Below are 24,982 nucleotides of genomic sequence, written 5' to 3'. Positions count from 1 at the left end.
TCGCGGCGACGTCGTTTACTTTAGCCCACCGTCGGCTAGAGGCGAAATCCGGTTTTGACGCGGTGGCGGACGGGGTTCGGGCGGGCGTGGTCGAGGGCGACCAGGAGGACGGCCAGGGCGTAGAGGGAGAGGCCCAGGAGGAGTGCGTTGGCCAGGGTGTGCCGGTAGCCGTGGGCCTCGGCGTCGAGGAAGGGGTAGAAGTAGCGGTCGGGGGTGCCGGCGGTGATCAGCGCGGCGCGGGCCAGGAAGAAGCCCAGGTAGGCCAGTGGGTAGAGCAGCCAGGTCGCCGCCTGGCGCAGGTGCAGGTGGTCCGGGGCGGTCAGCAGCAGCCAGTCCAGGACGGCCGCCACCGGGATCACCGTGTGCAGGAGGTGGTGGACGACCGCGTGCCAGCCCGTCGGGGCGCCGGTCGTGCCCGTCACCGAGTACGGATTCGCCGCGTCCGCCAGCAGCAGGTGGTACACCAGCCCGCCGGCCACGGCGTAGAGCAGCGCCGCGCCCGTCAGGACGGAGGGGAGGGGGCGGCGGGCCGTCCAGGCGCGGCGGGCCGACGCGAGGGTGGCCAGGGCCAGCAGGATCGTGCTCTGGACCGAGAAGTGGCTCAGTACCCGCAGGGGGCTGCCGAGCAGCAGTGCGAGGGTCACGGCCCCGGCCGCCGTCGCCGCGATGAGCAGCCGGAGTGCGCCCGCCCAGGGGTGGCGTGCCGGGGCCACCACCGCGGAGGCGGGGACGAAGGAGGGCAGGAGCGCGTGGGTCCGCGGGATCGCCGGCAGGTCCGGCATGTCCCTGGGTATCGGAGCGGTCATGCCCTCACGCTAGAAAGCATGGGCAAAAGGGGCGATACGGGTGGTCCGTTCGGGGGAGAGCGCTTCTTCTTCCCCGTCCGTCGACCCTCGGCGCACAGCCCCCGGGGCCTGGACCTCCGGATCCCGGCCCTCTCCCCTCTACGCCTTCTCCACCAACGTCAGCAACGTCACCTCCGGCGGGCAGGCGAACCGCACCGGCGTGTAGCGGTTGGCGCCGCAGCCGGCCGACACGTGCAGGTACGCCGTCCGGCCCTCCGCCGTGTGGGTGGACAGACCCTTCACCCGGTCCGTGTCCAGGTCGCAGTTGGTGACGAGGGCGCCGTAGAAGGGGACGCAGATCTGACCGCCGTGCGTGTGGCCGGCCAGGACCAGGGGGTAGCCGTCCGCCGTGTACGAGTCCAGGACGCGGAGATACGGCGCGTGCACGACACCCATCGAGAAGTCCGCCGTCTCCGACGGGCCGCCGGCCACCCGCGCGTACCGGTCCCGCTTGATGTGCGGGTCGTCCAGTCCCGTCAGCTCGATCGACACACCCTCGACCTTCAGGGTGCCGCGGGTGTTGGTGAGGTTCAGCCAGCCCGCGCCGTCGAATCCGTCGCGCAGGTCCTCCCACGGGTTGTGGACGACGTCGACCACCGGCGCGTTGCCGTTCAGCCCGTGCCTGCCCTGGACCTTCTCGAGCAGGTAGCGGGCGGGGTTGCGCGGCCTGGGGCCGTAGTAGTCGTTGGAGCCGAAGACGTACGCCCCCGGGAACTCCATCAGTGGACCGAGCGCGTCGAGGACCTCGGGGATGCCCTCCGTGTCGGACAGGTTGTCGCCCGTGTTGATCACGAAGTCGGGACGCAGGCCGGCCAGGGAGCGCAGCCAGCGCTGCTTCTTGCGCTGCCCGCTCACCATGTGGATGTCGGAGACCTGCAACACGCGCAGGGGACGCATCCCGGCGGGGAGGACGGGGACCGTCACTCTCCGGAGGCGGAAGGAGCGGGCCTCGAAACCCGCCGCGTACACCAGACCGGCGGCGCCAGCCGCCGCGATGGACAGAGGTACTCCATAACGCGCGCGCATACGACCATCGTGTCAGACCCGTTCGGGGGCCAGGACCCCGCCTGTCCCCGGAACCTTCCTGAGACGACCCTCAGTTGTCCCTGACGTCCGCCCCGCCACCCCGGCATCCCGCCTCCGGTGTGTTCGGCCCTGACGCCACCGGTGAGGGGCCGTCGGCGGACGGGCGTAAATGAGGGGGCGTCGTTCCGCCCGCACCTGCGACAATCACCTCCATGACCACGCTCAAGTCGAAGCTCAAGGAAGACCTCAACGCTGCGATCAAGGAGCGCGACGAGCTCCGCTCCTCGACGCTCCGGCTGACCCTCACCGCGATCACGAAGGAAGAGGTGGCGGGCAAGACCAAGCGCGACCTCACCGACGACGAGGTGCAGAAGGTGATCAGCCGCGAGGCGAAGAAGCGCCGCGAGGCCGCGGACGCCTTCGCGCAGGGTGGTCGCCCCGAGTCGGCCGAGCGGGAGCGGGCGGAGGGCGAGCTCCTCGCCGCGTACCTGCCCAAGCAGCTCGGCGACGACGAGCTGGAGGCCATCGTCGTCCAGGCCGTCGCGGAGGCCAGGGCGGCCGGTGCCGAGGGGCCGCGGGCCATGGGCGCCGTCATGAAGATCGTGAACCCGAAGGTGGCCGGTCTGGCGGAGGGCGGCCGCGTCGCCGCCGTGGTCAAGAAGGCCCTCGCGGGCTAGAGCCTCTCGTTTGGATCAGGCTGGGCTCGCAGGCCCCGGCACCGCACCTCGCCGCGTTGTCGTCGGTCGCCAGGGCTCCGCCCTGACTCCCTCCTCCGCCTTGCGAGGCACGGCACCGGACCCCGCTCCCTGATCCGGCCTGATCCAAACGAAAGACCCTAGAAGCCCAGCACGGGCCGGAGGCCTCGCATGGGCCGGAGGACCCCGCGGGCTGATCCGGCCCGCCGCCGGACACACCGCCCCCGCGCGCGGCAGCGACGGCTACGGCCCCTGTCCCCCGGAGAGGGGGGCAGGGGCCGTAGCCGTGGAAGAGGTGTCCGGGGCCTCAGCCCCGCCCCCTGCCCCCGCCGCCCCCGTTGCCCTGTCCCTGGAACAGGTTGTCCGGGAAGGTGATGCCGCCGGAGGTGTCGCCCGTCGTGCCGCCGGTGACGAGGCCGCCGATGAAGCCCCCGTCGCCGTTGTTCCCGTCGTCGTTCCCGTTCCCGCGGCCGTTGTCGCCGCGGTCGTCCCCCTTGGGGTCCTTCTCGGGGCTCGGGATGCTGACGAGGTTGAAGGAGGGAGCCTCCTTGCCCTCCAGCGCACCGGTCATGGCGTCCCGCCAGATCGGGCCGGGGGTGTCACCGCCGTAGACCTGGGCGTGGTAGGTGCCGCCGATGGAGATGTCGGTCATCTTGACCTTCTGGGTGGCGCTGCCGACCCAGACGGCGCCCGAGAGGTTCGGGGTGTAGCCGACGAACCAGGCGTTCTTGCGCTCGTCCGTCGTACCCGTCTTGCCGGCGTTCGCACGGCCGGAGAGACCGGCCTGCTTGCCCGTGCCGGAGTCGGTCACACCGCTCAGCAGCGTGTTGATGCTGTCCGCGGTCTTCTCGCTCATCGCGCGCGAGCAGGTCGACTTCGGGACCTCCAGCGACTTCTTCGTGCCGCCCACGGTCTGGGTGATCGACTCGATGGCGACCGGCGTGCAGTACATCCCGCGGCTGGCGAAGGCGGCGTACGCGCTCGCCATGGTCAGCGGCGAGAGGCCGGTCGAACCCAGGGTCATCGAGGACGGCACCTCGGGCACCTTGTCGCCGTTGCCCTGGACGACGCCGAGGGCGTCGGTCATCTTCACCACGGGGCACATGCCGATGTCGCCGAGCATCTCCACGAAGTAGGTGTTGACCGACAGCTCCATGGCCTCCTTCAGCGCGTACGGTCCGACCTCGGTCTCCGACTCGTTCTCCAGCTTGTACTTCTCCGGCCTGCCGTCGTTGAGCCACGGCTTGCCGCTGCACGTCTGGACCTTCTCCGGGTACTGCATCTGGTACGGCGCCGGGTACGACTGCGTCAGCGGCTTGCCCTGCTCCAGCGCGGCCGCGGCCACGAACGGCTTGAACGTCGAACCGGTCGGGAAGCCGAAGTTCGACCCGCCCATCGCGGCGTTGACCGAGAAGTTGTACTCGGTCTCGTTCTTGTTGTAGCCGTACGGCTTCGACTGGCCCATCGCGAGGATCTTGCCGGTGCCGGGCTCGACGAGCGTGGCGGCCGCGGCCACCTTGTCCGACTTGTAGACGTGGTCCTTCAGCGAGTCCTGGACGGACGCCTGGGCCTGCGGTTCCAGCGTCGTGCGGATGGTCAGGCCGCCGCGGTTCCAGACCTTCGCGCGCTCTTCCTTCGTCTTGCCGAAGACCGGGTCGCTGAGGAAGACCCGCTCGACGTACTTGCAGAAGAAGCTGGCGCCCTGCACGGCCGTGATGCAGCCGTTCTTCGGCTGGGTCACCTTCAGGCCCAGCGGCGCCCGCTTCGCCTCCTCGGCCTCGGCCTGCGAGACGTCCCCGACCTCGGCCATGCGCTCCAGCACGACGTTGCGTCGCTTGACGGCCTCGGCCTCGTCGTTGACGGGGTCGTACCGGCTGGGCGACTGGACGATGCCGGCCAGCAGGGCCGACTCGGGGAGGGTCAGCTCCTTGGCGTGCTTGGAGAAGTACCGCTGGGCGGCGGCCTCGACACCGTAGGCCTGCTGGCCGAAGAAGGTGATGTTCAGGTAGTTCTCGAGGATCTTCTTCTTGCCCAGCTCCTCCTCGACCTGGATCGCGTACTTCAGCTCGCGGATCTTGCGGCCGATGGTCTGCTGGGTGGCCTGCGCGACCTTCGTCGGGTCGTCACCGGCCTCCTCGACGAAGACGTTCTTCACGTACTGCTGCGTGAGCGTGGAGGCTCCCTCGGAGACACCGCCGCTCTGCGCGTTCTTGTTGAGGGCGCGCAGGACGCCCTTCAGGTCCACCGCGCCGTGCTGGTAGAAGCGGGAGTCCTCGATCGCGACGATCGCCTTCTGCACGTACGGCGAGATGTTCTTGAGGTCGACGACCGTGCGGTCCCGGGAGTACACCGTGGCGATCTGGTCGCCCTCGGCGTCGAGGATCGTGGTGCGCTGGCTCAGCGGCGGCGTCTTGAGGTTGGCGGGGAGCTCGTCGAAGGACTCCACCGACCCCTTGGCGGCCAGTCCCAGCGCCCCGACCGCGGGCAGCGCGATGCCGGCCAGCACGGCTCCCGCGAGCACACTGACACCGAGGAACTTGGCGGCCTGCTGGGTCGCCGTCAGACCACCGCCGGAGCTCTTCTTTGGCATGAGGGCAGCCTACGTTCTCATTCGCCGGACACGCGTCAATGCCTTGGCCTAAGCTGCTCTCAACTGTCACAGCAGCAGGGCTACGTATCAATACGTCCGGCGACCCCGAATCGTTCCGGAGGTTCCTCGGTCCCTGAGGAGGGCGTGTCCGAATCCGCCTCGTGTGCCGATAGGTGTCCGTTGTGACTTGAGTGAACCGTCCCGATTCGCCGGGATCGCCCCACATGTCGCAGGCTCACTCCCCCGGGTGATCTGCCGCTTACGCATAGTCCGTTCGGACCATTCAAGATTGGGCCCGAAGGGGGTGTTGCGCTGTGCCCGCCTTCCGTAACGTCCTCAACTGGCGGCGGTGAATATGCCGCTGCCGCCGTGGGGGAGCCTCGATTCGGGAGAGGACGGCGCCGGTATGGGCTGGGTAACCGACTGGAGTGCGCAGGCCGCCTGCCGCACTACCGATCCGGATGAATTGTTCGTGCAGGGAGCAGCGCAGAACAGGGCCAAGGCGGTGTGCACCGGATGCCCGGTGCGTACCGAGTGCCTGGCGGACGCGCTCGACAACCGCGTCGAGTTCGGCGTGTGGGGAGGCATGACGGAGCGCGAGCGCCGTGCGCTGCTGCGCAGGCGGCCGACCGTGACCTCGTGGCGCCGGCTCCTGGAGACCGCGCGCTCGGAGTACGAGCGCGGAGCGGGCATCGTGCCGCTCGACGACGACCAGGTGTACGAGAACTACGCGGCGGTGGGCTGAGGGTCCGTCCCCTGGCGAGCCCCCTCAGACCTCCGTCTCGGGCAGCTCCGGCCGGTTGGCCGCGAGCCGGTCCCCGATGTCCCGCAACCCCGCCAGGTCGTGTACGTCGCCGGCCAGCGCGGCCACCTCGGCGACCGCGACCTCGGGATGCAGGGAGGCGAAGCGCTCCCACGTGCGCTGCTCCCGGGAGAGCAGGTGCATACGGTCGGCGTGCAGCCTCAGCAGGCCTGCGGTGAGCCGGTCCGCGGACCGCTCCGGGTCGGTGGGGGAGCCGCCGCCGGTGCCACGGTCGGCGGCCGGTGTCCCCGGAGCGGTTGCTTCTGAAGCGGTTGCTTCTGAACTGCCGTACGTGTCGGGAGAGTTACGAAGTCCAGCCTTCCCGTCGCCCTGATCCACAATGCGGGGTTCCTCAAGATTTTCGGCGGCGGCGAGCGCCCGCTCGGCGGACAGCTGGGCGGCGCCGCTGCCGTGGACCCGGTTGAGCACCAGCCCCGCCAGTGGCATGTCCTCGGTGGCCAGCCGCTCCACGAAGTACGCCGCCTCCCGCAGCGCGTCCCGCTCGGGCGCCGCCACCACCAGGAACGCCGTCCCGGGCGCCTGGAGGAGCTTGTACGTGGCGTCGGCACGCGTACGGAAGCCGCCGAAGGTCGTGTCCATCGCGGACACGAACGTCTGGACGTCCTTGAGCAGTTGGCCGCCGAGGAGTTTGCCGAGGGTGCCGGTCATCATCGACATCCCGACGTTGAGGAACTTCATCCCCGCGCGGCCGCCCAGCTTGGCCGGGGCCGTCAGCAGCCGGATCAGCCGCCCGTCCAGGAACGACCCGAGCCGCTTGGGCGCGTCCAGGAAGTCCAGCGCGGAGCGCGACGGCGGCGTGTCGACGACGATCAGGTCCCACTCGTCCCGCGCCCGCAACTGCCCCAGCTTCTCCATCGCCATGTATTCCTGCGTGCCGGCGAAGCCCGCGGAGAGCGACTGGTAGAAGGGGTTCGACAGGATCGAGGCCGCCCGCTCGGCGTCCGCGTGCGCCTCGACGACCTCGTCGAAGGTGCGCTTCATGTCGAGCATCATCGCGTGCAGCTCGCCGTCCCCCTCGACGCCCTTCACCCGGCGGGGCGTGTTGTCGAGCGAGTCGATGCCCATGGACTGCGCCAGCCGGCGTGCCGGGTCGATGGTGAGGACGACCACCTTGCGGCCCCGCTCGGCCGCCCTGAGGCCCAGCGCCGCCGCGGTCGTCGTCTTGCCGACCCCGCCCGCACCGCAGCACACCACGATGCGGGTCCCCCGGTCGTCGAGCAGGGGATCGACGTCCAGCATGCGCGCGGGGGAGAGACGGCGAGCGTCCTCCTGGGCCCGGGACCGCTCCGCACTCATGACATCCCCTGCTTCCGCAGCTCACCGGCGAGTCCGTAGAGACCCGCCAGGTCCATGCCCTCGGTGAGCAAGGGCAGTTCGTGCAACGGCAGACCCAGCTCGCCCAGCGCGGCCCGCTGCTCGTGCTCCAGCGCGTACCGCTCGGCGTACTCGTCGGCCTGGGTCAGGAGCGGGTCCACCAGCCGCTCGGCGTGCCCGCCCCGGCGCGCCCCGCCCAGCCCCGCGGCGGACAGCGACCGCGCGACAGAGGAACGCGCCACCGTCCTGACGAGTTCCAGCCCGTCGGCGTCCAACACCTCCGGCCGGACCATGTTGACGACGACCCGCCCCACGGGAAGCTTCGCGGCCCGCAGCTCGGCGATGCCGTCGGCGGTCTCCTGGACGGGCATCTCCTCCAGCAGGGTCACCAGGTGCACCGCCGTCTCCGGGGACTTCAGCACCCGCATCACGGCCTGCGCCTGGTTGTGTATCGGGCCGATCCTGGCGAGGCCCGCGACCTCGTCGTTCACGTTCAGGAAGCGGGTGACGCGGCCCGTGGGAGGGGCGTCCATGATGATGTGGTCGTACACGAACCGCCCGTTCCTGTCCTTCCTGCGCACGGCCTCGCACGCCTTGCCGGTGAGGAGCACGTCCCTCAGGCCCGGCGCGACGGTGGTGGCGAAGTCGATCGCCCCCAGCTTCTTCAGGGCGCGGCCCGCGCCGCCCAGTTTGTAGAACATCTGGAGGTAGTCCAGAAGGGCCAGCTCGGGGTCTATGGCCAGGGCGTACACCTCCCCGCCCCCGGGAGCGACGGCGATCTTCCGCTCCTCATAAGGCAGCGTCTCCGTCTCGAAGAGCTGCGCGATGCCCTGGCGGCCCTCGACCTCGACGAGAAGCGTCCGCTTCCCCTCGGTCGCGAGAGCCAACGCGAGAGCGGCGGCGACCGTGGTCTTTCCGGTCCCGCCCTTGCCGCTGACGACCTGGAGCCTGCTCACGTCTTCGAGCGTAACCAGTCGGCGCGCCGGTCAATCGGGAGGCTGTGGACAACCGGTGTCCGATCGGCCACATGGCCGGGACGGAACGGCGCCGCCGCAGCGGATAAAGTCGGCCCATGACCAAGTGGGAATACGCAACCGTGCCGCTGCTCGTCCATGCCACGAAGCAGATTCTGGACACCTGGGGCGAGGACGGCTGGGAGCTCGTCCAGGTCGTGCCCGGCCCGAACAACCCCGAGCAGCTCGTGGCCTACCTCAAGCGGGAGAAGGCGTGAGCGCGGTCGAGGCGAGGCTCGCCGAGCTGGGCCTGGCCCTGCCCGCGGTCGTTCCGCCCCTCGCCGCCTACCAGCCGGCCGTGCAGTCCGGTCCCTACGTGTACACGTCGGGCCAGCTGCCGATGGTGGACGGCAAGCTCCCGGTCACCGGCAAGGTCGGCGCGGAGGTCACCCCCGAGGAGGCCAAAGACCTGGCCCGCACCTGCGCGCTGAACGCCCTGGCCGCCGTCAAGTCGGTCGCCGGTGACCTGGACCGCGTCGCGCGCGTGGTGAAGGTCGTGGGCTTCGTGGCGTCGGCCGCCGACTTCACCGGCCAGCCCGCCGTCCTCAACGGCGCGAGCGAGCTGCTGGGCGAGGTCCTGGGCGACAAGGGCGTGCACGCGCGCAGCGCGGTCGGTGTCGCGGTCCTGCCCCTGGACGCGCCCGTCGAGGTGGAGATCCAGGTCGAGCTGGCGCAGTAGCCGGCCGGCCCGTCCGGTGGACGCCGGAGGCCGGGACCTCGCCGTCGGCCCGCCGTGCCACCGGCGTACCGTCCGGCCTCGGGCACCTCTCGAACATTCACGCGTCACGGGATAGCCTCCGGCCATGGCGAATGGGCAGTGGTTCCCCGCGGACTGGCCGCAGCGCATCCGTGCGCTCGCGGACGGCACACTCACCCCGGTCGCCCCGAGACGCGCGGCCACGGTGATGCTCCTGAAGGACGCCGGCAGCGGTCCCGTCGTCCACATGCTGCGCAGACGCGCCTCCATGGCCTTCGCCGGAGGCGCGTACGCGTATCCGGGCGGCGGAGTGGACCCGCGCGACGACGACCGGCACGTGCGCTGGGCGGGCCCCACGCGCGCGTGGTGGGCCGAGCGGCTCGGCGTCGACGAGACGGCGGCCCAGGCCGTCGTGTGCGCGGCCGTACGGGAGACGTACGAGGAGGCCGGTGTGCTGCTCGCCGGGCCGACCCCCGACTCCGTCGTCGGCGACACCACCGGCGACGACTGGGAGGCCGACCGGGCCGCCCTCGTCGCCCGCGAGACGTCCTTCGCGGAGTTCCTCCACCGGCGCGGGCTGGTGCTGCGCTCCGACCTGCTGGGCGCCTGGACGCGCTGGATCACCCCGGAGTTCGAGCCCCGCCGCTACGACACCTGGTTCTTCGTCGCCGCGCTCCCCGAGGGGCAGCGCACCCGCAACGCCTCCACGGAGGCCGACCGCACGGTCTGGATCCGCCCCGCCGACGCCGCCGCCTCGTACGACCGCGGCGAGCTGCTGATGATGCCGCCCACGATCGCGACGCTGCGCCAGCTGCTGCCGTACGGCACGGCCGCCGAGGCCCTGGCCGCCGCACCCGCGCGCGACCTCACCCCCGTTCTGGCGCGGGCCCGTCTCGAGGACGGCGAGGTCGTGCTGTCCTGGCCGGGCCACGACGAGTTCACCAGGAACGTCCCGGCCGGTGGAGGCCCCGCATGAGCGACGCGGCCGCCCTGCCCGGCCAGCCCCGCGGCGGAGTCCTCTCGGGTCCCGCCACCCCGCGCGCGGTCAACGTCCTCGCCCCGAACGCCTCCGCGATGACCCTGGACGGCACGAACACCTGGCTCGTCTCCGAGCCCGGTTCGGAGCTGGCCGTCGTGATCGATCCGGGTCCGCTGGACGAGGGGCACCTGCGCGCGGTCGTCGGCACCGCCGAGGAGGCCGGCAAGCGCGTCGCCCTGACCCTGCTCACCCACGGCCACCCCGACCACGCCGAGGGCGCCGCCCGCTTCGCCGAGCTGACCGGCACGAAGGTGCGGGCCCTGGACCCGGCGCTGCGGCTGGGCGACGAGGGACTGGCCGCCGGTGACGCGGTCACGGTCGGCGGCCTGGAGCTGCGGGTCGTCCCGACGCCGGGCCACACCGCCGACTCCCTCTGCTTCCACCTGCCGGCCGACCGCGCCGTCCTGACCGGCGACACGGTCCTCGGCCGCGGCACGACGGTCGTGGCGCACCCCGACGGCCGCCTGGGCGACTACCTGGACTCCCTGCGCCGGCTCAGGTCCCTCACGGTCGACGACGGCGTCCACACCGTCCTGCCGGGCCACGGACCCGTCCTGGAGGACGCCCAGGGCGCCGTCGAGTTCTACCTCGCCCACCGCGCCCACCGCCTCGCCCAGGTGGAGACGGCCGTGGAGAACGGTCTCCGCAGCCCCGCCGAGGTCGTGGGCCACGTCTACGCGGAGGTGGACCGGTCCCTGTGGCCGGCGGCGGAGCTGTCGGTACGGGCCCAGCTCGAGTACCTCCGGGAGCACGGCCTCATCTAGGGCGTGTTGCGAAAGTCCCGTCTGCCCGGCGACGCCTGGCACGCACGCTCGCCGCGTTGTCGGGATCACCCCGATACAACCAGTATCGGGGCGACCCTCCGCCTTGCGATCGCACGCACCAGACGCCGCCGGACCTGCCCTTCGGGCAGACGACGCCACTTTCGCAACACGCCCTAGTCACCCGTCAGGCAACTCGTCCGGTCACCCGTCAGTCCGGCCGCGGTGCCTTCACGCCGTGCACGCGCGCGTACGTCTCCGCCAGCCAGGGTCCGAGATCCTCGACGTACCCCCGCAGCACGCCGGCGTCCCCGGTCGGCTCGTATCCGCGTACGGCCGCCGCGCGGATCTGCTCCGCGCGCGCGGGGTGGTGGGCGGCGAAGGCCTCCGCCATCTCGTGCAGGTCGCTGGTCCAGCCGTTCCAGCGGGGCATGACCAGCGTGAAGGCGGTGCGCACGAGGTGCCGGGACATGAACCGGACCAGCGGCAGCCGGGCCGCGTCGGTGTCGTCCGCCGCGGAGATGTGCGCACGCCAGCGCGGGAGGAGCAGGGCGAGGTCACCGTTGGTCTCCCGCGCGAGCAGGGAGGTGGGCCGGTAGCGGGGCAGGTGCCCGGCCAGGTCCTCGCCCAGCAGGGGCGTGCACAGACACGCCACGAACCAGCCCAGGCCGTACCGCTCGGCGTCGCTCAGCAGCCGGGCACGACCGTGGAGCAGCGTGCCGACACCGTCGATCTGCGGGTGCTCCCGGTCGAGCGCCGCGCCGAGGGAGCGGACGGCCGCCCGGTCCGCCCCGGTGGGCTCCTCGCGCAGGGCGACCAGGAGGTCGAGATCACTGCGGCCCGCGCGTGCGGTGCCACGGGGGACCGACCCGTAGAGGTACGCGCTGTGCAGCCGCTCCCCGAACAGGCGTGGCAACCGCTCCCGTGCCGCGGCGACGACGGGCCGGAAGGCGTGCGGCACGCGCGCGAGGGAGCCTTCGCGCGCGATGAACCCCTGGGCGTCCAGACCCGGACGGGTGTCCTTCATGAAGGCACTGTGCTGCGGGAGACGGCGAGGGGGCCTCCCCTTTTTCCTCACTCACGCCGAAGACGAGGGCCGCCCGGCGCGCGGAGGTTCGTCCGGCGCGCGGAAACGGGGCCGTCGGGCGCGTGGGGGAGCAGGGGGACGGAACACCGCCGCGGCAGCGCTCGCACCGGCACCCCGGCCCTCCGACGGACGCCCGCACGAACACACCGTCGGCGGGGACCTGCGGTCAGCGGGACCGCTTGGCCAGTCGCTCCACGTCCAGCAGGATGACCGCCCGCGCCTCCAGGCGGAGCCACCCGCGCTGCGCGAAGTCGGCCAGCGCCTTGTTCACGGTCTCGCGGGACGCGCCGACCAGCTGGGCCAGCTCCTCCTGCGTGAGGTCGTGGACGACGTGGATGCCCTCCTCGGACTGCACGCCGAAGCGGCGGGACAGGTCCAGCAGGGCGCGCGCGACGCGGCCGGGAACATCGGAGAAGACCAGGTCGGACATGGCGTCGTTGGTCTTGCGCAGGCGCCGGGCGACGGCACGCAGAAGCGCGGTGGCCACCTCGGGGCGGGCGTTCAGCCAGGGCTGGAGGTCGCCGTGGCCGAGGCCGAGCAGCTTGACCTCGGTCAGCGCGGTGGCGGTCGCCGTCCGCGGGCCCGGGTCGAAGAGCGACAGCTCGCCGATCAGTTCGCTGGGCCCCACCACGGCCAGCATGTTCTCGCGGCCGTCCGGTGAGGTGCGGTGGAGCTTGACCTTGCCCTCGGTGACGACGTAGAGCCGGTCGCCGGGGTCTCCCTCGTGGAACAGGGAGTCGCCACGGGCGAGCGTCACCTCGCTCATGGAGGCGCGGAGCTCCGCGGCCTGCTCGTCGTCGAGTGCCGCGAAGAGCGGGTTGCGCCGGAGGACGTCGTCCACGAGTTCTCTCCTTGTCGACCTGCTCAGGGGATCTTGCTCCCCCGTGTGCCAGGGGTCCGTGTTCCCCATTTTGCCGGGCGGTCCAAACAGTGTGATCTGTCACAAGGATGCCGCACAGGTGTCCTGGGGTAAGCGTCAGGGGTCCAATCGGGGGCTGATCTTCAGGGTCCGGGGCGGATGTCGGTGCCGGGCTTTAGGCTGGCCGGGTGTCCGGATCGCCGGTGAGAGCACAGGCCAAGGGGGCTGGGCGGGTGAAGCAACGTCACGATTCCGCTGTGGGCGAACAGGGCTCCGGTGGTGACGAGAAGAGGGCGAAAACCGTGAGGAAGACGGCGGCGGAGCGGACGCCCGCCTCGACGCCCGCAGCGGCGGAGCGGACGCCTGCGAAACGAACGGCAGCCAAGAAGACGGCGGCGGAGCGGACGCCCGCGAAGAAGGCGGCCGCGAAGAGGACGACCACGAAGAAGGCGGCCGCCGCGGGGGCCGCCGCGACGGCCCCGGCGCCGTCGAAGTCCCCCGCGCCGCCGAAGTCTTCCCGGAGCGAGTCCCGCACCGCCCTGGTCCGCCGCGCCCGCCGCATCAACCGCGAGCTCGCCGAGGTCTACCCCTACGCCCACCCCGAGCTGGACTTCGAGAACCCCTTCCAACTCGTGGTCGCCACCGTCCTGTCGGCCCAGACCACCGACCTCCGGGTCAACCAGACCACCCCCCGCCTCTTCGCGAAGTACCCCACCCCTGAGGACCTGGCCGCCGCCGACCCGGAGGACGTCGAGGAGATCCTGCGTCCGACCGGCTTCTTCCGCGCCAAGACCAAGTCGGTGACAGGCCTCTCCAAGGCCCTGGTCGAGCAGTTCGGCGGAGAGGTTCCCGGACGTCTGGAGGACCTGGTCAAGCTGCCCGGCGTCGGCCGCAAGACCGCCTTCGTGGTGCTGGGCAACGCGTTCGGCCGGCCGGGAATCACCGTGGACACGCACTTCCAGCGGCTGGTGCGGCGCTGGCGGTGGACCGAGGAGAGCGAGCCGGACAAGATCGAGGCCGCCGTCGGCGCGCTCTTCCCCAAGAGCGAGTGGACGATGCTCTCCCACCATGTGATCTTCCACGGCCGCCGCATCTGCCACGCCCGCAAGCCCGCCTGCGGCGCCTGCCCCATCGCGCCGCTCTGCCCGGCGTACGGCGAGGGGGAGACGGACCCGGAGAAGGCGAAGAAGCTCCTGAAGTACGAGAAGGGCGGCTTCCCCGGGCAACGGCTGAACCCGCCCCAGGCCTACCTGGACGCGGGCGGCCGGCCCGCTCCGCCGCTGGGGGCCGGATGAGGCAGGGGGAGGGCACTGCCGGACCGGAACGATCCACGTCCCCCCGGGCGTTGGACCGGGCAGAACGGGGGGTGGTGCGGTGACGGCGCGCGCGAGTGACACGCAGGGCGGTGCGGTGACCCTCAGCAAGAAGGGGCTGCCGGCCTGGCTGGAGCCGGTGGCGGAGGCCGCGGAGACGGTGCGGCCGCTCCAGCTGAGCCGCTTCCTGCCCCCGGAGGACGGGGGCGGGCGGCAGTCCGCGGTCCTCATCCTCTTCGGTGACGGTGAGCGCGGCCCCGAGCTGCTGCTCATGGAGCGGGCCAGTTCGCTGCGCTCGCACGCCGGGCAGCCCTCCTTCCCCGGCGGCGCCCTCGACCCGCAGGACGGCGATCCGCACGGCGACGGACCGCTGCGGGCCGCCCTGCGCGAGGCCGAGGAGGAGACCGGCCTCGACCCGGCGGGCGTCCAGCTGTTCGGTGTGCTGCCCAAGCTGTACATCCCGGTGAGCAAGTTCGTCGTGACCCCCGTGCTGGGCTGGTGGCGCGAACCGAGCCCGGTCGCAGCGGTCGACCCGAACGAGACCGCCCGCGTGTTCACCGTCCCCGTGGCGGATCTCACGGATCCCGCCCACCGCGCCACCACGCACCATCCGAGCGGCCACCGAGGCCCGGCATTCCTGGTCGAATCCGCCCTCGTGTGGGGCTTCACCGCCGGCGTGATCGACCGTCTCCTGCACTACGCGGGCTGGGAGCGTCCCTGGGACCGCGAGAAGCTGGTGCCACTCGACTGGCGGTCGTGACAGGGTGTCGTCCGTGCTGTGTGCATCCGGGGGACGACCCTCCGGACCCCGGCCGGCCTGCCGCGGCCGGGCAGAAAGAGGCGAGGCCTGAACGGTGAACGTGCTGGACATCCTGTTGCTGGTCGCTGCCGTCTGGTTCGCGGTCGTCGGCTACCGCCAGGGCTTCGTCGTCGGCATCCTGTCGGTGATCGGTTTCCTGGGTGGCGGTCTCGTCGCCGTCTACCTGCTGCCGGTCGTCTGGGACTGGCTGACCGACAACTCCGAGGTGAGCACGACGGCCGCCGTCGTCGCCGTGATCGTCGTCATCGTCTGCGCCTCCGTGGGGCAGGCCCTGACCACGCACCTGGGCAGCAAGCTGCGCCGCCACATCACCTGGTCCCCGGCCCGCGCGCTGGACGCGACCGGCGGCGCACTGGTCAACGTCGTCGCGATGCTGCTCGTCGCCTGGCTGATCGGGTCCGCCCTCGCCGGTACGACGCTGCCCACGCTGGGCAAGGAGGTCCGTAACTCCACGGTGCTGCACGGCGTGTCCGAGGCACTGCCCGCCCAGGCCGACACCTGGTTCGCCGACTTCTCCTCCGTCCTCGCCCAGAACGGCTTCCCGCAGGTCTTCAGCCCGTTCGCCAACGAGCCGATCACCGACGTCCAGCCGCCCGACCCGGCCCTGGTGAACAGCGCCGTGGCGGTCCGCGCGCAGCGCTCCATCGTCAAGGTCATGGGTACCGCGGAGAGCTGCGGCAAGGTCCTGGAGGGCACCGGCTTCGTCTTCGGCGAGCGCCGCGTCATGACCAACGCGCACGTCGTGGGCGGTGTCGACGAGCCGACCGTCCAGATAGGCGGCGAGGGCCGCAAGCACGACGCCACGGTCGTGCTGTACGACTGGAAGCGCGACATCGCCGTCCTCGACGTGCCCGATCTCGACGCGCCCGTGCTGCAGTTCACCACCGGGAAGGCCACGAGCGGGGACAGCGCGATCGTCGCCGGCTTCCCGGAGAACGGCTCGTACGACGTCCGCGCGGCGCGCGTGCGGGGCCGCATCACGGCCAACGGTCCGGACATCTACCACCGTGGCACCGTTCGCCGCGACGTCTACTCGCTGTACGCGACGGTCCGTCAGGGCAACTCCGGCGGCCCGCTGCTCACGCCCGAAGGCAAGGTCTACGGCGTGGTCTTCGCCAAGTCCCTCGACGACGCCGACACCGGCTACGCGCTCACCGCGGACGAGATCCGGCAGGACATCGCCCGTGGACACGCCGCCAACCAGCAGGTGGACAGCGACAACTGCGCCCTCTGAGGTGGTGCCGGCCGTCGCACGGCCGGCACCACATGCTGTCGGAAGCGGCGGTTCGCCACAGGGGGAAAACAGGGGGAATCAGGGAAAAGGGGATTTTCGTCACCGAGGACGCGCCTCGGGAGGGGCCGCGCGAGAGTGTCAGTCGCGCGGGTGACGCAGGCGTACCGAGACCCAGCGGGCCCGGCGGCGGAGAATGCGCGGAATGCCCACCCGAAGGTCACTGCCCTGCAACTGCGGGCCGCTACCTCGTTCGTGGGAGTCAAGACCGCCGGTCGAGCGGCGGTCGCGTACTGCGTCACTGTAGTCGTGCGTCCAGCCCATACACCGACGTCTGCCCGGGCCCCAAGGTCGATAACCGCCCGGTGGCACGCCAATTGGCCTATGCGCCGGGCAATTGGCCTTTCGTAGGACAGGAGTTCCGTTCCGGATACCGGGCGCGACGATCCGGTCACCGGTCGGGTTCGGGATCCTTCAGCCAGTTGACCAGTTCGGAGGAGAAGGCGGCCGGGTCCTCCTCGTGCGGGAAGTGGCCGAGCCCGTCGAACAGCCGCCAGCGGTAGGGGGCTTCGACGTACTCGCCCGAACCGGCCGCGCTGCGGGTGCGCATCACCGGGTCCAGCGAGCCGTGCAGGTGCAGCGTCGGCACGCGCACCGGCCGCTTCATGCGCCGGTAGAACTGGATCCCGTCCGGCCGGGCCAGCGAGCGCACCAGCCACCGGTAGGGCTCCACCGAGCAGTGCGCGGTGGAGGGGATGCACATCGCCCGCCGGTACGTCTCGATCGCCTCGTCCTCCGGCTGCCGGGGCCCGGACCACTCCCGGATCAGCCGGCCCACCAGCTCGCCGTCGTCGGCGGTGAGCTGCCGCTCGGGGATCCAGGGCCGCTGGAACCCCCAGATGTGGGAGCCGGCCGTGGTCTGCCGGACGTCGGCGAGCATCGCCGAGCGCCAGCGCCTCGGGTGCGGCATCGAGGCGACCGCGAGCCGTCGTACGAGCTTGGGGCGCATGACCGCCGCGGTCCACGCCAGATAACCGCCGAGGTCGTGGCCGACCAGCGCGGCGTCCGGCTCGCCGAGGGAGCGGATCACGCCGGTGATGTCGAGGGCGAGGTTGGCCGGGTCGTAGCCGCGGGGCGTACGGTCGCTGCCGCCCACGCCCCGCAGGTCCATGGCGACGGCCCGGAAGCCGGCGCCGGCCAGCGCGGTCAGCTGGTGCCGCCACGTCCACCAGAACTGGGGGAAGCCGTGCACGAGCATCACGAGCGGGCCGTCGCCCAGTTCGGCGATGTGGAAGCGCGCGCCGTTGGCGGCGACCTCCCGGTGGGTCACCTTGGTCTCGCCGACGAACTCGGGCCGTACGACCGAGGCGGGCTGAGCCGAAGGGGTGGCGGGGTCCGTCATGACGACGAGCGTGCCACAGCCTCGATGGCCTTCGGACCCCGGTCCTGTGCCGACTCGGGCCGCGGGTGCGGCTTGGCGTTCTGCAGGACGCCCGCCGACTCCTTCACCGAGGCGGCGACCTTCTGCGCGCCGTTGCCCTTCTTGGCCTTCTTGGCGAAGGCGACGCCGATCAGTGCCAGGACCACGGCGACGAGGACGTTCGCCGCGAAGGACAGCAGGAAGCAGATCGCGAGGTTCCAGCCGCTCCAGGTACGGATGCCGTACGCGAGGGCGAAGTTCAGCATCGGCAGCGAGAACAGCAGGATCGCGGCCGCCACCGTGAACGCCCCGCCGCTCGTCGCACCCCGCTTCACGTCCTGCTTGAGCTGGGCCTTGGCCAGCGCGATCTCGTCGTGCACCAGCGCCGACATCTCGGTCGTCGCGGAGGCGAACAGCTGGCCGATGCTGCGTTCGGCGCCGACCGGGCTGCCGTCGGGTGCGCTCATCGCGGTCTCCCTCGTCTTGTACGGTTCCGCCGTCTTCTGCCTGACTGCGTGCGGTCCCGTCTTTTGTACCGTCCCGTCAGATCATGCCGGACGGTCGCCCTCCTCGCCCGCCCCGCCCGCCACTTCGGCAAGCCCGTGGCGTGCCGCGGCCTTCTTCGCGGCCTTCTCCACGGCGAGCCGGCGGTGCTCGGCGGCCTTGCGGTCGTAGATCTCCGCCATGCGCGCGTGGTACTCCGGTTCGTCCTCCTCGTAGACGTCCGGTATGCCGTCGTGGTCGTCGTCGCGCTCCTCGTCCTGGCACATCCGGCGGTACTTGGCGTTGCGCACCTTCAGCAGGACGGTCGCCAGGACCGCCGCGATCAGGGAGCCCGTCAGGACGGCCGCCTTGACCTCGTCGGTCAGGACCGCGTCGCCCTCGAAGGCCAGCTCCCCGATCAGCAGCGAGACGGTGAAGCCGATGCCGGCGAGCGTGGCCACGGCGAAGACGTCCGCCCAGGCGAGGTCCTCGCTGAGCGAGGCCCGGGTGAAGCGGACCGTCAGCCAGGTCCCGCCGAAGATGCCGACCGTCTTGCCGACGACGAGCCCGAGGACGACGCCCAGTGTCTCCGGCTGGGTGAACACGTCTGCGAGCGCGCCGCCGGAGACCACCACCCCGGCGCTGAACAGGGCGAACAGCGGGACCGCCAGGCCGGCCGACAGCGGGCGCACGAGGTGCTCGATGCGCTCGCCCGGGGAGTGCTCCTCGCCCTCACGGGTGGTGCAGCGCAGCATCAGGCCCATCGCGACGCCGGCGATGGTCGCGTGGACGCCGCTGTTGTACATCAGCGCCCAGATCACCAGCGCGAGCGGCACGTACACGTACCAGCCGCGTACGCCCCTGCGCAGCAGCAGCCAGAACAGGACCAGGCCGACGACCGCGCCGCCGAGCGCGGCGAAGTCGATGCCCTCGGTGAAGAAGACGGCGATGATCAGGATCGCGAACAGGTCGTCGACGACGGCGAGCGTGAGCAGGAAGGCCCGCAGGGCACTGGGCAGGGAGGTGCCGATGACGGCCAGGACGGCGAGCGCGAAGGCGATGTCGGTGGCGGTGGGCACGGCCCAGCCGTCCAGGGCCCCGCCACCGGTCAGATTGGTCAGTGCGTAGACCAGGGCCGGTACGGCCATGCCGCACAGGGCGGCGACGACGGGCAGCGCGGCGGCCCTCGGGTCCTTGAGGTCGCCGGCGACGAGTTCGCGCTTGAGCTCGATGCCGGCGACGAAGAAGAACACGGCGAGCAGCCCGTCGGCCGCCCAGTGCTCGACCGACAGGCTCAGCCCGAGCGCCCCGGGGCCGAGGTGGAAGTGGCTGACGCTCTCGTAGCTGTCGTGCAGCGCGGGTATGTTCGCCCAGATCAGCGCGGCGACGGCGGCGACCAGCAGCAGCACCCCGCCGACGGTCTCGGTGCGCAGTGCGTCCGCGACGTAGTTCCGCTCGGGCAGGGACAGGCGTCCGAAGGCCTTGCGGGGAGGGGTGGCGCGGGGGGTGTCGGCGCGGGGCGCGGTCACGGTGGGCCTCCGGTGGGTGGACAGCACGGAACTCGTGCCGACCAGACTTCCCGGCTCACCTGTGTCCAGGTTACCCAAAGTGAGCCAGGGGTGCTCCGGCGACTCCCACGGCAGGTGCGTCACGGGCACCCGGCGCAGGGTGCCCGTGACAGGCGTGCTCAGTCCTCGCTGGGGGCCGCGGGGAGCTTGCCCTGGATCAGCTGCATGACGCTGCTGTCGGTGAGGGTGGTGACGTCACCCAAGGCGCGGTTCTCGGCGACGTCGCGCAGCAGACGGCGCATGATCTTGCCGGAGCGGGTCTTGGGCAGTTCGGCCACCGGCAGGACCCGCTTCGGCTTGGCGATCGGGCCGAGCGCGGAGCCGACGTGGTTGCGCAGCTCGGCGACGAGGCCCTCGTCCTCGGCGTCCGCCGTGCCGCGCAGGATCACGAAGGCGACGATCGCCTGGCCGGTCGTCTCGTCGGCGGCGCCCACCACGGCCGCCTCGGCGACGGCCGGGTGCGACACCAGCGCCGACTCCACCTCGGTGGTGGAGATGTTGTGGCCCGACACGAGCATCACGTCGTCGACCCGGCCGAGCAGCCAGATGTCGCCGTCGTCGTCCTTCTTCGCGCCGTCGCCCGCGAAGTACCGGCCCTCGAAGCGCGACCAGTACGTGTCGAGGAACCGCTGGTCGTCGCCCCAGATCGTGCGCAGCATCGACGGCCACGGCTCGGTCAGGACGAGGTAGCCGCCGCCGCCGTCCGGCACCTCGTTGGCCTCGTCGTCGACGACGGTCGCCGAGATGCCGGGCAGCGGCGTCTGCGCCGAGCCGGGCTTGGTCGCGGTGACTCCCGGCAGCGGCGAGATCATCATCGCGCCGGTCTCGGTCTGCCACCAGGTGTCGACGACGGGCGTGCGGTCGGCGCCGATGTGCTTGCGGTACCAGATCCAGGCCTCGGGGTTGATCGGCTCGCCCACCGACCCCAGGATCCGCAGGCTGGAGAGGTCGAACTTCGCGGGGATGTCGTCGCCCCACTTCATGAACGTACGGATCGCGGTCGGCGCCGTGTACAGGATCGTCACCCCGTACTTCTGCACGATCTCCCAGAACCGGCCCTGGTGCGGGGTGTCGGGCGTGCCCTCGTACATGACCTGCGTCGCGCCGTTCGCCAGCGGCCCGTACACGATGTAGGAGTGGCCGGTGACCCAGCCGACGTCGGCGGTGCACCAGTACACGTCGGTCTCGGGCTTGAGGTCGAACACGGCGTGGTGGGTGTACGCCGTCTGGGTGAGGTAGCCGCCGGAGGTGTGCAGGATGCCCTTCGGCTTACCCGTCGTACCGGAGGTGTACAGGATGAACAGCGGGTGCTCGGCCTCGAACGCCTCGGGCGTGTGCTCGGCCGGCTGCCGCTCGACGATCTCGTGCCACCACACGTCACGGCTGTCGTCCCAGGCGACTTCCTGACCGGTGCGACGCACCACGAGGACGTGCTCGACGTTGTCCACGCGCGCGACGGCGTCGTCGACGGCCGGCTTCAGCGCCGACGGCTTGCCGCGCCGGTACCCACCGTCCGAGGTGATGACGACCCTGGCGTCGGCGTCCTGGATGCGGGTGGCGAGCGCGTCCGCCGAGAAGCCGCCGAAGACCACGGAGTGCGCGGCACCGATCCGGGCGCACGCCAGCATCGCGACGGCCGTCTCGGGGATCATCGGCATGTAGACGGCCACCCGGTCGCCCTTGCGTACGCCCAGCTCCAGCAGGGCGTTGGCGGCCCGGGAGACCTCGTCCTTGAGCTGGGCGTAGGTGATGGCGCGGCTGTCGCCCGGCTCGCCCTCGAAATGGATCGCCACCCGGTCGCCGTGCCCGGCCTCCACGTGCCGGTCGACGCAGTTGTACGCCACGTTGAGCTCGCCGTCCTTGAACCATTTGGCGAACGGCGGGTTCGACCAGTCCAGCGTCTCGGTCGGCTCCTTGGCCCAGGTCAGCCGACGGGCCTGCTCGGCCCAGAAGCCGAGCCTGTCAGCCTTGGCCTGCTCGTACGCCTCCACCGTGACGTTGGCGTCGGCGGCCAGGTCGGCGGGCGGCTCGAACCTGCGCTCTTCCTTGAGCAGGTTGGCCAGGCTTTCGTTGCTCACGACATCTCCCTTTCCCAGGGTGTCCGTTGTGTCCCAGGCCACAGCTCATCAGACCCGGGGGCCGGTGACAAGGGCTGACGGAAAATTGGTTTAGACCTGTCGGGGTCGTGTGACGTGGCCTCTTGTCCCGTTGCTCCGAGTCATCCGTACCCACGGACCCCGGCCGACCGGAGTTCAGCGGATGTAACGGCTTTCACACTCGCGGGAGGCGGGAGGCGGGAGGCGGGAGGCGGGCGAAGGCAGGCGAGGAGATGACGCAGGGGGAAGGCTCATGGGCGGACGGGCATCCAGGCGTGTGGGCGGAGCGACGCGGGGTGGGTTTGCGGGCAGTGGGCGGGCTTGCCCGTGCGAGGAGCAGGGCCGGGCGGGCCGGCCGCCGTGTGCCTCGGCCCGCCCGCCCAGGTCGCTCACGCGCTCAGATCCGCCACCCCCACATGGTCGAACACCTCGCCCGCGCTCTCGCCCGTGCGGTCCTCACCGAGCAGGTACGCCTGCGCCTCACCCACGTGGAAGTACATCCCGTGCAGCTCGAGCTCACCGGTCCGCAGAGACCGAGCCACCGACTCGTGGGTCCGCAGGTGGTCCAACTGCTCGACCACATTGGTCAGGCAGAGCTGCTCGACCGCGTCGGCGGCCGCCCGCCCCGCCAGTCGTGCCCCGGGCCGGCCGGTGTCGGCCATCCGCTCCAGGCTGGGCAGTCCGTACCGCAGCCACCGCTGCAACGGTGTCCGCGCGTCATCCGGTTCGGCGTTGAGCAGTGCTTGCATGGCCCCACAGCCGGAGTGCCCGCAGACCGTGATGGACCGCACCTTCAGTACGTCCACCGCGTACTCGATCGCGGCCGCCACCGAGTCGTCCCCGCTTTCCTCGCCGGGCGGTGGCACGAGGTTGCCCACATTGCGCACCACGAACAGGTCGCCGGGACCACTGGAGGTGATCATCGACGTGACCAGTCGAGAGTCGGCGCAGGTGAGGAACAGCTGGGACGGCTGCTGCCCTTCCCGGGCCAGTCGCGCCAGCTCGCCCCGCACCAGCGGCGCGGTGTTCCGCTGGAACGCGCTGATGCCGCGGAGCAACTGGCGCGCACTGGGCCGGGAGCCGGCGGCAACGGGGGACCGGGCCTGCTCTGTCCGCCGGGCGAGGCCGGCTTGTTCGGTCTGTTCGATTTTGGGGGTCTGGGGGGTCTCCCGGGCGTGCGCGATCGGTTCGGTGGGCGCCGGTGGCGCGGCGGGCCTGGCGAGTGCGCTCGCTGCGGCCGGCCGGGCGGACTCCGAGAAGCCCGCGGGGAGGGTGCCGGCCTGGCCGTCCGGCTCCTCCGTCAGATCCTCCTGGTGCTCCATGGAACGGTCACCGGGCGGCGCTGCCGACAGCGGGCCGTCGCACTGGTGGTTGCGCCAGGGTGTCCAGGGGCGGCAGCGACAACCGGTGAGCGGGCTGTCCGCCGTGCCGACGGAGACGGTGGCTCCGCCGGGCGAGACGGCGGGGTCGTCGCCCTCACCGCCGGAGCCGGGGAGGGCGATCCCCGCGCCGGAGCGGCGGCCGGTCAGCTCGACGGAGCCGCCCTGCGCGGTGTGCGTCCTCTGCCAGTCCTGCAGTGTCTCGTACGCCGCGTGATCCATGAAGGAACCGTCCAGCTCGACGATCACGCGGTCGCCCCGGGGCACGTGATGCAGCGCGCGGCTCAGGCGTGGCACCGCCAGGAACGTCAACTGCCCTCGTACGCGTACGTGATGGACTCCTTCCTTCTCGTCGTGGGTGATGCGGGTGCGGGCGAGGCGCTGCATGGAGACGGTGACGGCCACGGCGATCCCCAGGGTGACGCCCTGCAGGACCCCGAGGAACACCACGCCGAGGATGGTGACGGCGTACACCGGCACCTCTCGGTGGCGGGTCACCGTGCGGATGTGGTGCAGGGACACCATCTGGATGCCGACCGCCATGACCAGGGCTGCGAGCGAGGCGAGCGGGATCAGCTCCAGGACCGGGACCATCAACAGCGCGGCGACCACTACGAGAACGCCGTGCAACATGGTGGAGTTCCGGCTGACGGCACCGGCGTGCACATTCGCGGAACTGCGTACCGCCACGCCTGCGACGGGCAGCCCGCCCAGGGCGCCGGAGACCAGGTTGGCGGCACCCTGGCCCAGCAGTTCGCGGTCGAGGTCGGAGCGGCCGACCAGGGCGGGCAGGCCGGGGCGGGCGGCGATCAGCTTGTCCACGGCGACCGCGCCGAGCAGCGACTGCACGCTGCACACCAGGGTGATGGTGAGGACGGCGGCGACGAGTCCGAGCACCGGTCCTTCCGGCAGCCCCGCCAGGGCATGGCTGCTCCAGGACGGCAGCTCGACCCGGGGCTGGGTGAGCCCTGTGAACACGGCGGTCGCGGTGGCGCCGGTGACGGCGACCAGCGCGGCGGGCACCTTGCGCAGCAGACGGCCGAGGCGGCCGGGCAGGCGCGGCCAGAACAGCAGCAGGGCCAGCGTGAGGACGCTGACCGTCACCGCGGCCGGTCGTGTGTCGAGCAACTGGGCCGGCAGGGAGCTCAGATTGTCGAGCACGGAGCTCTGCGGGCTGCCGCCGAGGACGATGTGCAGCTGGGCGACGGCGATGGTGACACCGATGCCCGCGAGCATGCCGTGCACGATGGCGGGGCTGACGGCGAGCGCGCTGCGCGCCACGCGCAGGCACCCCAGGCCGAGTTGGGCGAGTCCGGCCAGCACGGTGATGGCACAGGTGGTCCGCCAGCCATAGCGGTGGATGAGGTCGGCGGTGACGACGGTCAGGCCGGCGGCGGGCCCGCTGACCTGGAGAGACGAGCCGCCGAACCGTCCGGCGACGAGTCCGCCGACGGCGGCGGCGACCAGACCCGCCTGGAGGGGCGCGCCGGTGGCCAGGGCGATGCCCAGGGACAGGGGCAGGGCGATGAGGAAGACCGCGATCGCGGCGGACACGTCCGCGCCCGCCACGTGGAAGCGGCGGTGCGATGCGGGCGGCGGGCTGTGGGGTGGGTGGACGCGCTCGTCATGGGGCGAGTCCGGCGTACGAGTGGGGACGAAGGCTGACATGTTTCCCGTCTCCTCCGGGGCTGCGCGGTCGCATGTGCGGCCGTGGGTCACGGCGTACAACGGCGGGATGGATCAACTATCAGTAAATGAATCGTAATGCAGAGTAAAGGGCGAGCATGGACTTTTCAGGCAAATGGGTTAATCAATCACTCGAGTGAGCGAACCGAGCATTTAGTCGGCTTGTCGTATTAATTCCTTTCCGGGCTCCGTGCGACGTTGGCGGCGCCGTTGTTGGCCCTGGAGAAGGAAGAAGGT

Annotated in this window: 22 protein-coding genes; 9 read left to right on the top strand and 13 right to left on the bottom strand. The window is 71.4% G+C overall.

Going from position 1 to position 24,982, the window contains the following annotated elements; translation table 11 throughout:
- Positions 1–35: 35 nt before the first annotated feature.
- Positions 36–806: a Pr6Pr family membrane protein gene (locus ACZ5FU_RS09340; RefSeq protein WP_451529473.1), complete on the bottom strand. Its 771-nt coding sequence runs from the start codon at positions 804–806 to the stop codon at positions 36–38.
- A gap of 138 nt (positions 807–944) precedes the next feature.
- Complete coding sequence (locus ACZ5FU_RS09335) at positions 945–1,871, bottom strand: metallophosphoesterase (protein WP_451529472.1); 927 nt, start codon at positions 1,869–1,871, stop codon at positions 945–947.
- 212 nt (positions 1,872–2,083) lie between these two features.
- On the opposite strand from ACZ5FU_RS09335, the gene ACZ5FU_RS09330 reads away from it, so the two are divergent.
- Positions 2,084–2,548: a GatB/YqeY domain-containing protein gene (locus ACZ5FU_RS09330; RefSeq protein WP_451781647.1), complete on the top strand. Its 465-nt coding sequence runs from the start codon at positions 2,084–2,086 to the stop codon at positions 2,546–2,548.
- A 325-nt stretch (positions 2,549–2,873) separates the two neighbouring features.
- Here ACZ5FU_RS09330 and ACZ5FU_RS09325 read toward each other — a convergent pair whose 3' ends face one another.
- Positions 2,874–5,156, bottom strand: a complete 2,283-nt coding sequence (locus ACZ5FU_RS09325; protein ID WP_451528269.1) for a transglycosylase domain-containing protein — start codon at positions 5,154–5,156, stop codon at positions 2,874–2,876.
- 406 nt (positions 5,157–5,562) lie between these two features.
- On the opposite strand from ACZ5FU_RS09325, the gene wblA reads away from it, so the two are divergent.
- Complete coding sequence (wblA, locus tag ACZ5FU_RS09320; RefSeq protein WP_324787120.1) at positions 5,563–5,901, top strand: transcriptional regulator WblA; 339 nt, start codon at positions 5,563–5,565, stop codon at positions 5,899–5,901.
- Positions 5,902–5,925: 24 nt separating this feature from the next.
- Here the strand turns inward: wblA and bagB are convergent, their stop codons facing one another.
- Positions 5,926–7,275, bottom strand: coding sequence for an ATPase BagB (bagB, locus tag ACZ5FU_RS09315; RefSeq protein WP_451528270.1), 1,350 nt, complete (start codon positions 7,273–7,275; stop codon positions 5,926–5,928).
- Positions 7,272–8,249, bottom strand: a complete 978-nt coding sequence (gene bagA / locus ACZ5FU_RS09310) for an ATPase BagA (RefSeq protein WP_451528271.1) — start codon at positions 8,247–8,249, stop codon at positions 7,272–7,274. Before bagA ends, bagB begins: the two co-directional genes overlap by 4 nt.
- 116 nt (positions 8,250–8,365) lie before the next feature.
- On the opposite strand from bagA, the gene ACZ5FU_RS09305 reads away from it, so the two are divergent.
- From ACZ5FU_RS09305 to ACZ5FU_RS09290, 4 genes are all read left to right on the top strand, one after another.
- Entirely contained in the window at positions 8,366–8,524 is a 159-nt protein-coding gene (locus ACZ5FU_RS09305) for a DUF4177 domain-containing protein (RefSeq protein WP_003967454.1), read from the top strand.
- Positions 8,521–8,985, top strand: a complete 465-nt coding sequence (locus ACZ5FU_RS09300) for a RidA family protein (RefSeq protein WP_451528282.1) — start codon at positions 8,521–8,523, stop codon at positions 8,983–8,985. Before ACZ5FU_RS09305 ends, ACZ5FU_RS09300 begins: the two co-directional genes overlap by 4 nt.
- A gap of 124 nt (positions 8,986–9,109) precedes the next feature.
- On the top strand, positions 9,110–9,979 hold the full coding sequence (locus ACZ5FU_RS09295) for an NUDIX hydrolase (RefSeq protein WP_469045138.1): 870 nt from the start codon (positions 9,110–9,112) through the stop codon (positions 9,977–9,979).
- Complete coding sequence (locus tag ACZ5FU_RS09290; RefSeq protein ID WP_451528284.1) at positions 9,976–10,806, top strand: MBL fold metallo-hydrolase; 831 nt, start codon at positions 9,976–9,978, stop codon at positions 10,804–10,806. Before ACZ5FU_RS09295 ends, ACZ5FU_RS09290 begins: the two co-directional genes overlap by 4 nt.
- A 208-nt stretch (positions 10,807–11,014) precedes the next feature.
- Here the strand turns inward: ACZ5FU_RS09290 and ACZ5FU_RS09285 are convergent, their stop codons facing one another.
- Together ACZ5FU_RS09285 and ACZ5FU_RS09280 are read right to left on the bottom strand one after the other, a co-directional pair.
- Positions 11,015–11,830 carry a nucleotidyltransferase domain-containing protein gene (locus tag ACZ5FU_RS09285; RefSeq protein ID WP_451780184.1) on the bottom strand — a complete coding sequence of 272 codons (816 nt, stop codon included), beginning with the start codon at positions 11,828–11,830 and terminating at the stop codon, positions 11,015–11,017.
- A 226-nt stretch (positions 11,831–12,056) separates the two neighbouring features.
- On the bottom strand, positions 12,057–12,731 hold the full coding sequence (locus tag ACZ5FU_RS09280) for a Crp/Fnr family transcriptional regulator (protein ID WP_020129286.1): 675 nt from the start codon (positions 12,729–12,731) through the stop codon (positions 12,057–12,059).
- 320 nt (positions 12,732–13,051) lie between these two features.
- On the opposite strand from ACZ5FU_RS09280, the gene nth reads away from it, so the two are divergent.
- From nth to ACZ5FU_RS09265, 3 genes are all read left to right on the top strand, one after another.
- The gene (gene nth / locus ACZ5FU_RS09275; protein WP_451780186.1) at positions 13,052–14,044 is read left to right on the top strand and encodes an endonuclease III; all 993 of its coding nucleotides are present in this window, start codon (positions 13,052–13,054) and stop codon (positions 14,042–14,044) included.
- A 115-nt stretch (positions 14,045–14,159) separates the two neighbouring features.
- Positions 14,160–14,822 carry an NUDIX hydrolase gene (locus tag ACZ5FU_RS09270; RefSeq protein ID WP_451780188.1) on the top strand — a complete coding sequence of 221 codons (663 nt, stop codon included), beginning with the start codon at positions 14,160–14,162 and terminating at the stop codon, positions 14,820–14,822.
- 94 nt (positions 14,823–14,916) lie between these two features.
- Entirely contained in the window at positions 14,917–16,116 is a 1,200-nt protein-coding gene (locus ACZ5FU_RS09265) for a MarP family serine protease (RefSeq protein ID WP_451528287.1), read from the top strand.
- A gap of 138 nt (positions 16,117–16,254) precedes the next feature.
- On the opposite strand, the gene ACZ5FU_RS09260 is transcribed toward ACZ5FU_RS09265, so the two are convergent.
- The 6 genes from ACZ5FU_RS09260 to ACZ5FU_RS09235 form a co-directional block, all read right to left on the bottom strand.
- A complete protein-coding gene (locus ACZ5FU_RS09260; RefSeq protein ID WP_451528288.1) occupies positions 16,255–16,437 on the bottom strand; it encodes a hypothetical protein in 183 nt (60 codons plus the stop codon).
- 127 nt (positions 16,438–16,564) lie between these two features.
- Positions 16,565–17,515: an alpha/beta fold hydrolase gene (locus ACZ5FU_RS09255; RefSeq protein WP_468642572.1), complete on the bottom strand. Its 951-nt coding sequence runs from the start codon at positions 17,513–17,515 to the stop codon at positions 16,565–16,567.
- Entirely contained in the window at positions 17,512–18,000 is a 489-nt protein-coding gene (locus tag ACZ5FU_RS09250) for a phage holin family protein (protein ID WP_451528290.1), read from the bottom strand. Before ACZ5FU_RS09250 ends, ACZ5FU_RS09255 begins: the two co-directional genes overlap by 4 nt.
- Positions 18,001–18,081: 81 nt before the next feature.
- Entirely contained in the window at positions 18,082–19,545 is a 1,464-nt protein-coding gene (gene nhaA, locus ACZ5FU_RS09245) for a Na+/H+ antiporter NhaA (protein WP_469045267.1), read from the bottom strand.
- A 158-nt stretch (positions 19,546–19,703) separates the two neighbouring features.
- Positions 19,704–21,662: an acetate--CoA ligase gene (gene acs, locus ACZ5FU_RS09240; RefSeq protein ID WP_468642575.1), complete on the bottom strand. Its 1,959-nt coding sequence runs from the start codon at positions 21,660–21,662 to the stop codon at positions 19,704–19,706.
- 407 nt (positions 21,663–22,069) lie between these two features.
- Positions 22,070–24,727 carry a SulP family inorganic anion transporter gene (locus ACZ5FU_RS09235; protein WP_469045137.1) on the bottom strand — a complete coding sequence of 886 codons (2,658 nt, stop codon included), beginning with the start codon at positions 24,725–24,727 and terminating at the stop codon, positions 22,070–22,072.
- Positions 24,728–24,982: the final 255 nt, after the last annotated feature.

The sequence above is a fragment of the Streptomyces sp. NPDC031554 genome, assembly GCF_055580685.1.
This window is presented reverse-complemented; position numbering and strand designations above follow the sequence as displayed.